Below are 15,006 nucleotides of genomic sequence, written 5' to 3' on the forward strand. Positions count from 1 at the left end.
TCCAAGCTTTTTTTCCAACTATTTTCAATCTTTTTTCGCTATTTTTCTTAACCTGCTGGCAACGTCCTGTTTACAGATGAAAGTTTTTTCAATCCCTGTGGGATTTTTCTGAATTAGCATAAGGTTTCTTTATTTTGATGGCTGTTCCCTCCTGTGGCTTTGAGGATTTTTTTGGCTTTTCCGCTGTTATCTGAAGAGATTTTAAGCTCATCAGCCTTCCTTTTAATCTCGCAAAGACGCTGAGACGCTAAGTTTCTCCTTATTATTCCTTCTGAAAACAGCTTCCCTAGCCCCGATAGAAGCGGGAAATCCTTTTTGCGGCGGGGTTCGACGCAAAAAGATTGGAGTGGATAGCGGGACAAAGCTCCTTATTAAAATACCAAGCCTGAAAAGACTTCGACTCTTCTCAGTATGATAAAACTTTTCACCCTTATATATTATAGTATAATTTCACACTTATATATGCATAAAAAACTATAGAACAGAAATCCGATTATTACTTAAGACATATAGCATAACTTTATACTTATACATATCATAGAGTAATCTTCTTAATATATATTGTATGTATTTTTGTAATCATGTATATTTGCATTCACAAAATTATAAACAATGATCAAGATTACTTTACCCGATGGGTCAATTAGAGAGTTCGCTCAAGGCGTAACTCCAATGGAGGTCGCTAAAAACATTAGCGAAGGTTTTGCAAGAAATGTTATTTCTGCATCTTTTAATGGTACAACTATTGAAACCGAGACTCCATTGACGACCGACGGTAATCTTATATTATATACTTGGAATGATGCGGAAGGGAAAAAAGCTTTCTGGCACTCAACTTCACACGTAATGGCACAAGCCCTTGAGGAATTATATCCTGGAATTAAATTAACTCTTGGACCTGCAATTGCTAATGGATTCTATTATGACGTGGATTTTGAAGATCAGAAAATTTCTGAAGCTGATTTCAAAAAGATTGAAGATCGTATTCTTGAAATTGCAAGAGGAAAGTTCGATTTTAAAATGCGCCCTGTAACTAAAGCTGAAGCTTTAGAAATGTATAAAGACAACGTTTACAAGACTGAATTGATTTCAAATCTTGAAGACGGAACGATTACTTTCTGTGATCATGCTACTTTTACCGATTTATGCCGTGGTGGACATATTCCGAATACTGGAATTATCAAAGCTGTAAAAATCATGAGTGTTGCCGGCGCTTACTGGAGAGGTGATGAGAAAAACAAACAGTTAACCCGTGTTTATGGAACTTCTTTCCCTAAACAAAAAGATTTAACTGAATACCTTGAACTTCTTGAAGAAGCAAAACGTCGTGATCACCGTAAACTTGGAAAAGAACTTGAATTGTTTGCTTTTTCTCAGAAAGTTGGTCAAGGTCTACCTTTATGGTTACCAAAAGGAGCCGCTTTAAGAGATCGTTTAGAACAGTTCTTAAAAAGAGCTCAGAAAAAAGCTGGATACGAACAAGTAGTTAGTCCGCATATTGGTCAGAAAGAATTATATGTTACTTCTGGTCACTATGCTAAATATGGAGCTGATAGCTTCCAGCCTATCCATACTCCAGCAGAAGGTGAAGAGTTTTTATTGAAACCAATGAATTGCCCTCATCACTGTGAGATTTACAATGTAAGACCTTGGTCATATAAAGACTTACCTAAGCGTTATGCTGAATTTGGTACTGTATATAGATACGAACAATCTGGAGAATTACATGGCTTAACTCGTGTAAGAGGATTTACTCAGGATGATGCGCATATTTTCTGCACTCCAGAGCAATTGGACGAAGAATTCAAAAAAGTAATTGACCTTGTATTATACGTATTTGGTTCGTTAGGTTTTGAAAACTTTACAGCTCAGATTTCATTGAGAGATCAGGAAAACAGAGAGAAGTATATTGGTACTGACGAAAATTGGGAAAAAGCAGAAAATGCAATTATCAACGCAGCGAGAGACAAAGGCCTTAATACTGTTGTTGAATATGGCGAGGCTGCATTCTATGGTCCGAAACTAGATTTCATGGTAAAAGATGCTTTAGGAAGACAATGGCAATTAGGAACTATTCAGGTGGATTATAATTTACCTGAGCGTTTTGAATTAACATACAAAGGCGCTGATAATGAATTACATCGCCCTGTTATGATTCACAGAGCTCCTTTTGGATCTATGGAACGTTTTATAGCAATTTTACTAGAGCATACAGCAGGAAATTTCCCACTTTGGCTAATGCCTGAGCAGGCTATTATCTTGTCTTTGAGCGAGAAATACGAAAATTATGCTAAAAAAGTTTTAGATTTGCTAGAAAATCACGAAATTCGCGCCCTAATTGACAACCGAAACGAAACTATCGGTAAGAAAATTAGAGACGCAGAAATGCAGAAAATTCCATTTATGCTTATCGTTGGTGAGGAAGAAGAGAAAAACGGTACAATTTCTATTCGTCGTCACGGACAAGAAGGAAAAGGTAATATCACAGTTTCAATCGAAGAATTTGCTGCGATTGTAGACGAAGAAATAAAAAAGACATTAAAAGTATTTACAGTTTAACTTAAATTAGAAAGTCATAGCAATAAAAAGTAACAGAGGTTTTCAACCTCGAGTAGAAAAAAAAGATGCACACAGAATAAACAATCTTATTCGTGTTCCGGAAGTACGTCTTGTAGGTGAAAACATTGAACCTGGGGTTTTTAAAATAGCTGATGCGTTACGTTTAGCTGACCAGCTAGAGCTGGATTTGGTTGAAATCTCGCCAAACGCTGAACCGCCAGTTTGCAAAATCATGGACTACAAGAAATTTGTTTACGAACAAAAGAAAAGAGATAAGGCATTAAAAGCTAAATCTTCTCAAGTTGTTGTAAAAGAGATTCGATTTGGCCCTCAAACTGACGAGCATGACTATGAATTTAAAAGAAAGAATGCTGAAAAATTCTTAAAAGAGGGAGCTAAATTAAAAGCATTTGTATTCTTTAAAGGACGTTCTATCATCTATAAAGATCAAGGTCAGATTCTATTATTACGTCTTGCTCAGGATTTGGAGGAACATGGTAAAGTTGAAGCGATGCCTGTTTTGGAAGGAAAGAGAATGATTATGTTCATTGCTCCTAAGAAGAAAAAATAATTATTTGCTTTAAGCAGTAAGCCTTAAGCTTTAAGCAAAAATTCAAACATTTGCCTAGAGCTTAAAGCCTACAGCCTAAAGCTTTTGAAAATATAAGTAAGTAAGAATAAATTAAAACACTAGGAAAAATGCCTAAAATGAAAACAAAATCTAGCGCTAAGAAACGTTTTAAAGTTACTGGCTCTGGAAAAATTAAAAGAAAGCATGCTTTTAAAAGTCACATCTTGACTAAAAAATCTAAAAAACGTAAATTAGCTTTGACTCACTCAGCGCTAGTTCACCAAACAGATATGAAAAGCATTAAACAACAATTAAGAATTATCTAATAATTCTTTAGGTTAAAAAATTATTTATATAACCTTGGAGTATGGCTTTAAGTTCCTTTGATTCAATTCAGGACGCCTGCTACAAAAAAACATTAAAATTATGCCAAGATCGGTAAATTCAGTTGCTAAAAGAGCAAGAAGAAAAAAAATAATGAAGCAAGCCAAAGGTTTCTTTGGTAGACGTAAAAACGTTTGGACAGTTGCTAAGAATGCAGTAGAGAAAGCGATGAGCTACGCTTACCGCGATAGAAAACAAAACAAAAGAAATTTCCGTTCATTATGGATTCAACGTATTAACGCTGGAGCTAGATTAGAAGGAATGTCTTATTCTCAATTCATGGGGAAAGTTAAAGCTAACGGAATCGAATTGAACAGAAAAGTTCTTGCAGATTTAGCTATGAACCACCCAGAAGCTTTCAAAGCTATTCTTAATAAAGTAAAATAAAACGTTTTATAAACTCAATTTAAGATTACTTACTTATTATATAAAACCATTCGTTAACGCGAATGGTTTTTTTGCTTTAAAGAAGTTTCAAATCTCTTCCTTTGGAAACAAAATTTAAAAAGTAACTTTGTATAAACCAAACCCATCTAATGTACAAACCACTTTTTGATCATATTGAAAAATTTATTGCTCTAGAACCTTCTGATATTGATAAATTAGAATCATGTCTCGAACTTTCGAAAATAAGAAAGAAAGAACATGTTTTAAAAGAAGGCCAAATCTGCAATACAATGTATTTTGTTGTCAAAGGCTGCATGAGGCAATATATCATCAATCCGAAAGGAAGCGAACAAACATTGCAGTTTGGTATCGAAAACTGGTGGATTACTGATTATTTGAGCTATCACAATCACATACCAACTAGCTTTTATTTACAGGCAGTGGAAAACTCAGAAGTTATTGCTCTTGATAAAACTGTTTTAGAGTCTCTATTAATTGAAATACCTAATCTGGAAAGGTATTTCAGAATTGTTACTCAAAAGACTTTTGGTGCCATGCAAATGAGAATTAAATTCTTGTTTACAATGTCGGCTGAAGAAAGATACCATCATTTTAATGATCATTTCCCCGAATTTGTTCAGCGTGTTCCTCAATACATGCTTGCCTCCTATTTAGATTTTTCTGCAGAATTCATGAGTAAAATAAGGGCTGGGAAAGTCTGATTTTACTTTCTTGAAGTAGTTCAAGTTTTTAAGAGCCTACATTACAGACCTTTGTAATGAACTTTTAAAACATATAAAAATGAAATCAAGAATCGTTATCCCGCAAGTTGCCCCAGAAGCTTATCAAGCCATGTTAGGCTTAGAAAAATATATTGCTTCAACGTCTTTAACTCCAGTTCACAAAGAACTAATCAAAATTAGAGCGTCTCAAATCAATGGCTGTGCTTACTGCATCAAAATGCATACTGCCGATGCCAGAAAACTAGGTGTTACAGAAGAGCGTATTTATTTATTAAGTGCATGGCGTGAAGCTGATTTTTATTCGGAAGAAGAAAAAGCAATATTAGCTTTAACTGAAGAAATTACTTTAATAAGTAATCATGTCTCTGAAGAAGTTTATCAGAATGCTGCGAAATTATTTGACGAAAAATACCTTGCCGAAATCATTTTGGCGATTATCACAATTAACGCTTGGAACAGAATAGGAATTGCAACAGGAATGAGAGCTGAATAATTTTATAAAGAGAATATTTACAACAAATATTCAAAGGCGAGCCCTCTAGTTAGAGGGCTTTTTTATATCTATCTGTAAATGAGAATACGGAAATCATAAAATTAGAGTTTTTGCAAAATACCGTATTTATACTCTTTTGTAAAATCTATATTTTTTTATTTTTGGCGCATGGTTACAAAAAAAATACAATTTTTTCTATTTATAATTTTAATTTTTGCAATCTTTTTTGCCTGTCAAAAGAAAAAATATTTTATAGAGAAAATTACAAATAATAAGGTCGAAATAGGTAAGATAATAAATACTGCTGATTTATACTATAAGAATAAAGAGTTAGATAGTGCGTTTTACTTTTACAATAAAGCGAGAACAAAATGCAATCCAAACGAAGATGCCAAAAACTACGTTTACTGCATGTACTATATGGCCGAAATTCAACAAAACCATGAAGATTTTATTGGAAGCACTAAAACCGCAACTGAGGTAATTCCTTATTTAAATAAAATTGAAGATCCAAATTATATATGGAATATCTACAGTGTTTTAGGAAGAAACTATTATTATACTTATAATTATCAAAATGCTATCTATTATTATTCCAAAGCCTTTATCTTAAAAACTGACAGGATCAACGTACTTGAAGCAAAAAATAATATAGCCACAATATATATAAAACAACACAAGTACAATAAAGCACTTCAGATTTTTCTCTCAATTAGCAAAGAAAAAATTGTACAGCAAAATCAAATATATTATTCCAAAATACTCGACTATATAGGTTATTGTTATTTCAAACTCAACGATTCGAAAGCTTTGAGTTTTTTCCAAAAGAGTTTACAAATTAGCATTCAATCAAAAAACGAAGATGGTTTAGGTAAAACGTATTATAATCTTGCCCAATATTATCACAACAATAGGACTTTATCGATGATGTATGCCAAATTAAGCTACAAAAACTATACCTTATCTGGTAATGCTAATAATCGCTTACTTGCTTTAAAATTTATTATAGAAAACACGAATTCTGCTACAGAGACAAAAGAAAAGGCTCTTCTTTACATCAAAGAGAATCATAGTATTTATGCCTTCAGACAAAAGGCAAAAAATCAATTTGCAAAAATGAAATATGATTCTAAAAGGGAAAAAGAGGAAAACTTAAAATTAAGGACTCAAAAAATCAAAAACGAACTTCAATTAGAAAAACAGGAAAGCAAAAATATTATTTCATATATCATAATTATATTAGCATCATGGTTGATTGTATTTGTTTATTACTATTTAACTGCACGAAATAATCGTCAAAAAATTGAAGCAACTTATCAAAGTGAAACTCGAATTTCAAAAAAACTGCATGACGAATTAGCTAATGACATTTACCATACGCTAGCTTTTGTTGAGAACAGAAATCTTTCTAATGAAGAAAACAGAAGTCATTTATTAAAAAAGCTAGAAGATATTTATTCTCGAACAAGAGATGTATCAAAAGAAAACAATCCAATCTTGAGCAGTCAAAATTTTATAATTTCACTTAAAGAGTTGATTTCTGGATTTAATACGTCCAAAACAAACCTATTGATAAATAGATTAGATGAAATTTCTTGGGATCAAATGGATGAAATTAAGAAAATATCTGTTTACAGAATCATCCAAGAATTGCTAGTAAACATGAAAAAACATAGTGACGCTAGTTTAGTTGCCATAACTTTTAAAAAAAGAAACAATACTGTTATAATTAATTATACAGACAACGGAAAAGGAATTGATTCAAACAAAATGGTCCACAAAAATGGCTTACATAATATTGAGAATCGAATTCGAGCCATAAAAGGCGAGGTCGAAATTCTTTCAGATTTTGGAAAAGGTTTTAAGGTTATAATTAAATTCCCTGTATAATGAGTAAGAACTTGTTCAGTTTTTTTCAAAAAAAAATCATTCTTTTTTGTTTGCTAATCATTTGTTTGATTCTAGCAACTCTTTTCTTCGTACCGTCTTCTAAAGCTGAAAAACAACCAAAAAATCACTATAAAGCCGATCGTTCAATAAAAATTAAAAAAACATCAGAAAAAGCTCATGCTTTTTTTAGTGCTGGAAAATATGACAGTGCCTATTTTTACTTCAACAAAACGCAATTGTTATGCGATCCGAAAGAAGATTATGTAGATGAATATGTTGGCTCTTTAAACTACATCGTCGAAATCTTGCAACGATATGGCAATTTTTACGAAGCAGAATCTACACTTATAAAAGCATTTCCTTACTTAGAAAAAACATCTGATAAAAAGTACGCCATTAATGCTTACACATTTATGGCTTACAACTATTTTTACACTTATAATAACGAAAAGGCGCTTTACTATCATAGAAAAGCGCTAAAAAAAGCAATATCGACATTTAGAAAAGCCAGAATATTATCTGAAATTGCCTTTATTTATATTCAACAAAAAAAATATCAAGAAGCGAAAGATATATTAGAACCAATATCCAAGTGTAAAATTGCAGATAAAATCACACCTTCAAATACAAACATTGTGCGTTCAGCCATAATGTATAATTTAGCTCTCTCCTACATAGGCCTTGGAAATCATAAAGAACAAGCTTTAAAGTGCCTTAACGAAAGTTTGGAATTAACTATTCCATACAACAATGATTTTGAGCTAATTGCCAACTACTTTGGTTTTTATCAGTATTACTCAAAATACTACAATCCAGAACTTAAAAAACTTTATGCAGAGAAATCATATTATGCTGCAAAACGAGCAAAATCAGCTGGAAATGAAATCGATAGATTAGCCGATCTTATTGAAGCGGATAAGGCTGAAAATTCGAAAAAATACTGGAAAATATATGCAAGAAAAAATGATAGTCTCTATTTAAGCAGAAAAACGGCAAAAAATCAATTTGCTGATGTAATATACGATTCAAAGAAAGACAAAGATGAAAACTTTGAACTTAAAAATCAGAAAGCAGAAAAAGAATTACAATTGCAAAGACAAAAAAACAGAAGCTATATTTCTTATGTCGTAATTTCTTTAAGTCTATTTATTATCCTTTTTCTAATATTTTATATTACTACGAAAGGAAAACGAGAAAAAAGCGACATCATACTTAAAAGCGAAATGAGAATATCTCAGAAACTGCATAATGAACTTAACTCAAATATATATGAGACATTGTTATTTGTTCATAATAATAATGTAGAAAACAAAGACGATAAAGAAAAACTGCTGAATAGTCTCAATAATATCTACTCCAAAACTCGAAATATATCAAGAGAGAACAGTAAAATTCCGATAGATGACAGATTTGTGTCTGTTTTAAGGGAAATGATTTCAGAATATAAAACTCAAGATGTAAATATTATCCTTAACGGCTTAGACTCTATTTCCTGGAATAAAATTGACAAGAATAAAAAAATAATACTCTACCGAATTTTGCAAGAATTATTATTCAATATGAAAAAATCTAACAGTTCAAGTTTAGTAAGTATTGTTACCAAGGAAATACATAAAAACCTAGTAATTTATTACACTGATAACAGTAGTGAAATTACATCAGAAAATAATATTTTAGAAAAAAGACTACAAAATGTGGAAAACCGTATTAAAACAATAAAAGGAACTCTTAATTTTGACACAAGCTTGCAAAGCGGTTTTAAAATTAGTTTCAAATTTCCAATATAACCCGATATATGTTTAAAAAAGTTTTAGTTGCCGAAGATCTAGATAGTATCAGCATTGCAGTAGTTCAAGTACTTGAAGAGTTACAAGTTCCAGTAATTAACCACGTGAAATATTGTGACGAAGGTTTGCTTAAAATAAAAAAAGCATTGGCTGATAAAGAACCTTATGATTTATTGATTACAGATTTATCTTTTAAATCTGATCATAGAAAAGTAAGTTTAAATAGTGGCGATGAACTTATTGATGCCATAAATAAAGTGCAACCAAATCTAAAAAAAATTGTTTTTTCTATAGAAGATAAAAGTTATAGGATTAAAACACTTTTTAATGAATTAGGCATTAATGCTTATGTTTCTAAAGGAAGAAATAGTATTTCAGAACTAAGAAATGCTATTGAAAGCACATTTAATAATGAAGAAAAAATACTTTCTTCTGATTTATCTTTTAGTTTTAATGATAAGTCCTTAATTGAAATTGAATCGTATGATATTTCAATCTTAAAACTTCTGTCACAAGGATACATTTTAGAAAGCATCTCTAAAGAATTTAAAGATTTATCAATAACTCCTAACGGAACAAGCAGTATCGAAAAAAGAATCAATAAGCTGAAAATTTATTTTAAAGCCAACAACAACGTGCATTTGATTGCAATTGCAAAAGATTTCGGTCTGGTATAATTTTTATATTGCTTTACGGGTTTCCGTAAGGATTACACTTTTGATACCTTTAAATTTGTGATAATCTATTGACCTACCATGAAACCAAAAAGTAAAGCGAGTATTATATTCTCCAAAATTAATACTACACAAAATAAAATCATTATGAAAACAATGTTACTCTGCCTTTTTTTATCAATTAGTTTTGCCTTTGTTTCTGAAAAAACAGGTTGGCTAGAAATTGATTGGAAAATGATATTTATCCCAGCGTTATTAGTATTACAAATTATAATTATCGGAACGGCATTAAAAAACCGATACAAAAAACATTAATTAATTCTAAGAAGGGCTTGATTATTGTTGGAAAAGAAAATTCACATCTTGATCCATACATTTTTATATGAAAAAAAGTCTCTGCCTGATCTTATTATTCTTAACCTTTTTATCTTTTGCACAAACCAAAGTACTATCATGGAATATTGAAAACTTTGGAAAATCTAAATCTGATGGTCATTTAAATTATATTGCCAAAACAATTTCCAATTATGATATCATTGCAATTCAGGAGGTTGTTGCTGGAAATGGAGGTGCGCAAACTGTAGCAAAACTTGCATCATTGCTTAATCAGAAAGGAAACAATTGGGATTACAGGATAAGTGATCCAACTTCTAGCAGTAGTTACAAAACCGAGCGGTATGCATTTATTTGGAAAACTCATAAAGTCAAATTAAAAAACAAACCCTGGCTAGAGAAAAAATTTAGCATAGAAATTGATCGGGAGCCCTATTTCGCCTCTTTTGAAATTAACAAAAAGACAATCACACTTGTTAATTTTCATGCCATAACGAAGAAAAAGCAACCTGAAACCGAAATCAAATATTTCAAATTTTTACCAAACGAATATCCTAATTTAAATCTTGTGTTTTTAGGAGACTTTAATTGCCCTGAAAAACATTCTGTTTTTAATCCGTTAAAAAAAATGGGATTTTCTCCTATACTAAAAGATCAAAAGACAACTCTCAAACATACATGCAAAAATGATATTTGTCTAGCTTCTGAATTTGACAATATCTTTTACAAAACATCTTGTTTAAAAGTCATTAATTCGGGAATTATTAAATTTTACGAAGATTTTGATTCACTTCAAAATGCAAGAAAAGTATCCGATCATATTCCGATCTGGTTTGAATTTTCTTTAAATTGATCTAAGTCTTAAGCTTCTTTTTTCTGGCGGCAGGAAATAAAACATTATTCAAAATTAGCCTATAACCTGGCGAATTAGGGTGCAAATCTAAGACCGTTGGCGGATCTCCAACCTGATGTTGAAAATCTTCGGGATCATGTCCTCCAAAAAAAGTAAACATCCCCTTGCCTTTTTCTCCATGAATATATCTTGACTCCCCGTTTAACTCACAAGTTCCCATAATCAAAATATTAGACTTTATTAATGAAGTGTCAAAAGAAGTGGTCTGCCCCATAAAACCTTTTACCAATTGCGTATGATTTTGACATAACATACTCGGTATTGGATCCCATTTTGCAGAAAACTCCATTAAAGTAAAGTAATCTTTCTCCATTAATATTCGCCTTTTTGTTGTCATATCGATATCAGAAAACTCATATACTTCAGGTCTTCTTTCTAAAGTAAAATTCTTGAAAGCAAAAGAGTTATTATAATTTAATTTTGACTGATAATTAGACTCGCTAGGATCTCCGTCAAACATCGTTTCGCAGATATCTACTCCGTCAGCCGCAAGTGCAATGTCAAAACTGTCCGTGGCAGAACACATAGCAAACATAAAACCTCCGCCAATTACAAAATCTCTAATTTTTTTTGCAACCGCACCTTTTTCTTGAGATACTTTTTCATATCCTAATTTTGCGGCCAAAGCTTCAGCATCTTTTTTTTGATCTATATACCAAGGCGTATTTTTGTAAGCTGCGTAAAATTTCCCATATTGTCCAGTAAAGTCTTCATGATGCAAATGCAGCCAATCATACATTAATAATTGATCACTTAGAACTTCTTCATCATATATTGGCGTAAAAGGAATTTCGGCATAAGTCAAAACCAAAGTCACAGCATCATCCCAAGGCTGTTTTCCTTTTGGAGTATAAACGGCTATTTTGGGAGCTTTTTCTAAAATTACCGATTCCATATTTTGAGACGGACTCGATATTTCATTTAAAATTGATGCTTGTTCACTATCTGAAATTACTTCGAAACTAACTCCTCTAATTTTACATTCTTTTCTAATTTCATCAGCGTCAGGGAGTAAAAAAGAACCGCCACGGTAATTTAAAAGCCAACTTGCCTTATAATCCCTACTCAAACACCAATAAGTGATTCCATATGCTTTTAAATGATTTTGCTGCGTTGTTTCATCCATCGGTAGCAAGATAAACGAAGCTCTTGAACTAAATGTAACTAATAGTATAAAAAAGTAAAGAAAACCCTTATTCATCAGAAAATTATTTTAGTAAAGATATAAAAGGCTACCACAAAAACAGAATGCTTATGACCATTTCTGCCATAATGGAATGTTAAATAAATAATCTCGAAAAAAAATGACTTTCTACAACTATAAAAACAGGTAAAAACACCTATACTCTTATAAAATATTCTCAATACATTTGCTATCCCAGGTTCATAAAACTAATCGCTGTAAAAACAACCACTATGAAGTTTAATGATAGTAATAACCAACAAAAGGGTCTGAATGTAATTCAGAAAATAGGATTATGTGTTCTTGTAATAACAATTATATTGTATTACGTATTGTCAATACAGTTTTTGACAGCATAATTTTTTAAATTGTTAAGACTGCCAATTCATTTTGAATAGCATAAACAACCAATCCCGCAATATTTCGTGATTCTGTTTTAAGTAATAAATTATTCCTGTGCCCCTCAATGGTCCGTGGACTTAAAAAAAGATGTTCTGCAATTTCTGCGGTAGTTTTCTGCTGACAAATTAATTGTAAAATTTCAATTTCTCGCGGAGAAAGGAAATTTGTTTCTAAGCCTCCTCTTGTATTTTTAGGAGAAACTATTGTTTCTTGAATTGTTTTTAAAACATTTTCGTTGTAATAAAATCCTTTTTTTGCTACTTCGTTGATTGTATGAATTAAATCTTTTGGGGTAGTATTTTTAATTAAGTAAGCTACTGCTCCAACTTGAATCATATTTGCAATAAACGATTTGGTATCGTAGCTAGTCAATGCAATAATCTTAATATCGGGAAACGTTTTTCTAATAATTTTTGTGGCTTCGACCCCATTTAATACTGGCATCTTTAAGTCCATTATTACTATATCAGGTTTTATTTCTCTTTCATTCAGTTGAGAAATAAGCTCGTCGCCATTTGAGGCTTCAAAGAGAATATCTATATTTTCTTCTCTCTGTAATAAAAAAGAAATTCCTTTTCGAAACAAAATTTCATCATCAACTAGAGCAATTTTAATAGCAGAATTCATCTTATTTGATTTTGGTCGTTTAATTTGGTTTGTCGAAATTACAAAATATGATTTAGATAAAGTCTAAATACCCCATTTTATTGACTAAAATCCTTAATAAAACACATAATTCTACCTAAAAAGTAAAATTTACAACAATTCCGCTATTAATTTTAGAGTTAATTTCTATTGTTCCTTGCAAAAATGATATTCGGCTATCAATATTTTTCATTCCTAAACCTTTTTGGTTTTCAGAATTCGTGCAATCAAAACCAACACCGTTATCTTTATAGTCACAAGAATTTATTCCATCTATGTTAGCAAAAGAAATCCAGATTTCAGATGCTTTTCCATGACGAATAGAATTGTTCATAAGTTCTTGCAGAATTCTAAAAACATGCAAATGCCTGTCTATATCTTTCTCATCAAAATCAATTTCATTTCTGTAATGTGTTTTGACCGATTTACTGCTTTCAAATTCTCCACATAATTCTTCGACACCTGCACTTAGACCAAATTTTTCAAAAACTGGAGGCAGCAAATTATGCGCAATTTTTCTAGAATTGTCTAATGCTTTTGTTGTCAAAGCAATTATATTTTCTGTAATTTCTGCAGTTTCTGATTCAGTAAGGTTTGGAGCTGTAAGCAAATGGCTATTTAAGGAAACAATGTTTAATTTTGAACTAATATCGTCATGAAGATCTTGCGCAATTCTTTTACGTTCTTCCTCTTGTGTTACAATAATAGCATGCAATTGCTCTTTTTGATATCGAAGTATTAAATCAATTTTTTCTAATTCTTTCTGAATAATTTTCTGTCTAGAAAAATAAAAGAATATAATTAATGCAACTGCAACAATTATAAAAAACAAAGAGATATATAATATTATGGCTACGAGTTCTTTCTCAGGAATATGACCTGTATTCATATCTTTATTTTTTATTTATGTAATTACAGACTAGTTTTGAAGACTTGCATTTTTTGAAAAACTTACTTTCCATTCAAATAAAATAATCAAGTAATAGACTATTAATAAGAAAGCATTTAACTGCCAACTTAAATACTTTAAATCAGCACTTAAGCCTGTTGAAAGATTGCCAATTAAAAACAGAACTGTACTAGCCAGCAAATAAAAAACTATTCCCATGCTGATATAATAATACTTTTTGTTTTCTGTAAGCATATTATAAAAATGAAGTAGTGCAAAAACAACTATAAGTAAGGACGTTAAAGTAATTTCAAATAAATTAAACTTCAAGAACTGACTTGAATCCATCACAAATTGCACAAATAAAATCAATAACGCAATTAATAATGAAGTCTTCACGAATATTTTTTGAGCTTTGTTGCAAAATAATGAATTATAAAAAAGTCCTAGTATAATCATTTGACCTATAAAAAAAATATTAACTAGAAATAAATTATTCATTCCTAAATGATACACCAGCTCCATTGAAAATTGCAATACAGTAGAAAAAGCCAAATAAGAGACAAAAAAAACATTAGCTTTTTCCTCTTGGAAAAAGCTAAATGTATATAGTACAAGATTAATCAATAAAATCAAATAACTTGAATATATTAAAAAATCATCCATTATAAAAACTTTTAATTAATACGGTGGGCTAGGACGTGCGCCATCATATACTACATCTCCACCACCTACTTCACCATCCATTCCTTCTCCTATACCATAAACATTAATCCATTTTTTAGTTACCGGATCATAATTGGCCCCTACGAAAAGTAATGTCTTTTCTTTTTGATCATTTATTCCTAAATAGGCCCAAACAGCTTCTGTTTTAAGCGCTAGCACTTTTTCTAAGCTTTCTCTTGGTATTAAGAAAGCTTTTACTTTATTCTTAGAGTCTTCAACTGAGTTATCGTCATCGTACCTCTTTTCCCACTCATTAGCAGTTTTTACAGGAATCTGAATAGGTCCTGGAAATGTTTCTTCATTCATAATTTAAATTTGTTAATTGGTTAATAAAAAATTGTTAGTTTGTAATTGGTTTGGCTAAACTACTGATTTTTATTAAAAAATTAACCTAAAACATAAAAAAAAGCCTTAAAATTTAAGGCTT

General features: G+C 31.1%; 16 protein-coding genes. 11 read left to right on the forward strand and 5 right to left on the reverse strand.

The window, feature by feature from the left end:
* Window positions 1–612 precede the first annotated feature (612 nt).
* The 11 genes from thrS (at window position 613) to ABXT06_RS12600 (ending at window position 10,674) form a co-directional block, all read left to right on the forward strand.
* Window positions 613–2,559: a threonine--tRNA ligase gene (thrS, locus tag ABXT06_RS12550; protein WP_354591061.1), complete on the forward strand. Its 1,947-nt coding sequence runs from the start codon at window positions 613–615 to the stop codon at window positions 2,557–2,559.
* A 16-nt stretch (window positions 2,560–2,575) separates the two neighbouring features.
* Window positions 2,576–3,130: a translation initiation factor IF-3 gene (gene infC / locus ABXT06_RS12555; RefSeq protein ID WP_111286002.1), complete on the forward strand. Its 555-nt coding sequence runs from the start codon at window positions 2,576–2,578 to the stop codon at window positions 3,128–3,130.
* Window positions 3,131–3,258: 128 nt separating this feature from the next.
* A complete protein-coding gene (gene rpmI / locus ABXT06_RS12560) occupies window positions 3,259–3,456 on the forward strand; it encodes a 50S ribosomal protein L35 (RefSeq protein WP_026727505.1) in 198 nt (65 codons plus the stop codon).
* Window positions 3,457–3,556: 100 nt separating this feature from the next.
* Complete coding sequence (rplT, locus tag ABXT06_RS12565) at window positions 3,557–3,901, forward strand: 50S ribosomal protein L20 (protein ID WP_008464948.1); 345 nt, start codon at window positions 3,557–3,559, stop codon at window positions 3,899–3,901.
* A gap of 149 nt (window positions 3,902–4,050) precedes the next feature.
* Entirely contained in the window at window positions 4,051–4,623 is a 573-nt protein-coding gene (locus tag ABXT06_RS12570; protein ID WP_354591062.1) for a Crp/Fnr family transcriptional regulator, read from the forward strand.
* Between the two features lie 79 nt (window positions 4,624–4,702).
* Window positions 4,703–5,137: a carboxymuconolactone decarboxylase family protein gene (locus ABXT06_RS12575; RefSeq protein ID WP_354591063.1), complete on the forward strand. Its 435-nt coding sequence runs from the start codon at window positions 4,703–4,705 to the stop codon at window positions 5,135–5,137.
* 420 nt (window positions 5,138–5,557) lie between these two features.
* Complete coding sequence (locus tag ABXT06_RS12580) at window positions 5,558–7,027, forward strand: tetratricopeptide repeat-containing sensor histidine kinase (protein WP_354591064.1); 1,470 nt, start codon at window positions 5,558–5,560, stop codon at window positions 7,025–7,027.
* Window positions 7,028–7,440: 413 nt separating this feature from the next.
* On the forward strand, window positions 7,441–8,814 hold the full coding sequence (locus ABXT06_RS12585; RefSeq protein ID WP_354591065.1) for a hypothetical protein: 1,374 nt from the start codon (window positions 7,441–7,443) through the stop codon (window positions 8,812–8,814).
* Between the two features lie 8 nt (window positions 8,815–8,822).
* The gene (locus tag ABXT06_RS12590; protein ID WP_354591066.1) at window positions 8,823–9,491 is read left to right on the forward strand and encodes a response regulator; all 669 of its coding nucleotides are present in this window, start codon (window positions 8,823–8,825) and stop codon (window positions 9,489–9,491) included.
* 144 nt (window positions 9,492–9,635) lie between these two features.
* Window positions 9,636–9,803 carry a hypothetical protein gene (locus ABXT06_RS12595; RefSeq protein WP_165352465.1) on the forward strand — a complete coding sequence of 56 codons (168 nt, stop codon included), beginning with the start codon at window positions 9,636–9,638 and terminating at the stop codon, window positions 9,801–9,803.
* Between the two features lie 67 nt (window positions 9,804–9,870).
* A complete protein-coding gene (locus ABXT06_RS12600) occupies window positions 9,871–10,674 on the forward strand; it encodes an endonuclease/exonuclease/phosphatase family protein (RefSeq protein ID WP_354591067.1) in 804 nt (267 codons plus the stop codon).
* A gap of 1 nt (window position 10,675) precedes the next feature.
* Here ABXT06_RS12600 and ABXT06_RS12605 read toward each other — a convergent pair whose 3' ends face one another.
* The 5 genes from ABXT06_RS12605 to ABXT06_RS12625 all read right to left on the reverse strand — a co-directional run bounded on the left by ABXT06_RS12605 (window position 10,676) and on the right by ABXT06_RS12625 (window position 14,885).
* On the reverse strand, window positions 10,676–11,935 hold the full coding sequence (locus tag ABXT06_RS12605; RefSeq protein WP_354591068.1) for an asparagine synthetase B: 1,260 nt from the start codon (window positions 11,933–11,935) through the stop codon (window positions 10,676–10,678).
* 345 nt (window positions 11,936–12,280) lie between these two features.
* Complete coding sequence (locus tag ABXT06_RS12610) at window positions 12,281–12,946, reverse strand: response regulator (RefSeq protein ID WP_354591069.1); 666 nt, start codon at window positions 12,944–12,946, stop codon at window positions 12,281–12,283.
* Window positions 12,947–13,061: 115 nt separating this feature from the next.
* On the reverse strand, window positions 13,062–13,853 hold the full coding sequence (locus ABXT06_RS12615) for a sensor histidine kinase (protein ID WP_354591070.1): 792 nt from the start codon (window positions 13,851–13,853) through the stop codon (window positions 13,062–13,064).
* A gap of 30 nt (window positions 13,854–13,883) precedes the next feature.
* On the reverse strand, window positions 13,884–14,519 hold the full coding sequence (locus ABXT06_RS12620) for a hypothetical protein (protein WP_354591071.1): 636 nt from the start codon (window positions 14,517–14,519) through the stop codon (window positions 13,884–13,886).
* A 15-nt stretch (window positions 14,520–14,534) separates the two neighbouring features.
* Window positions 14,535–14,885 carry a hypothetical protein gene (locus ABXT06_RS12625; RefSeq protein WP_354591072.1) on the reverse strand — a complete coding sequence of 117 codons (351 nt, stop codon included), beginning with the start codon at window positions 14,883–14,885 and terminating at the stop codon, window positions 14,535–14,537.
* Window positions 14,886–15,006 lie beyond the last annotated feature (121 nt).

It is taken from the genome of Flavobacterium sp. UW10123 (assembly GCF_040538975.1).
Classification (GTDB): domain Bacteria; phylum Bacteroidota; class Bacteroidia; order Flavobacteriales; family Flavobacteriaceae; genus Flavobacterium.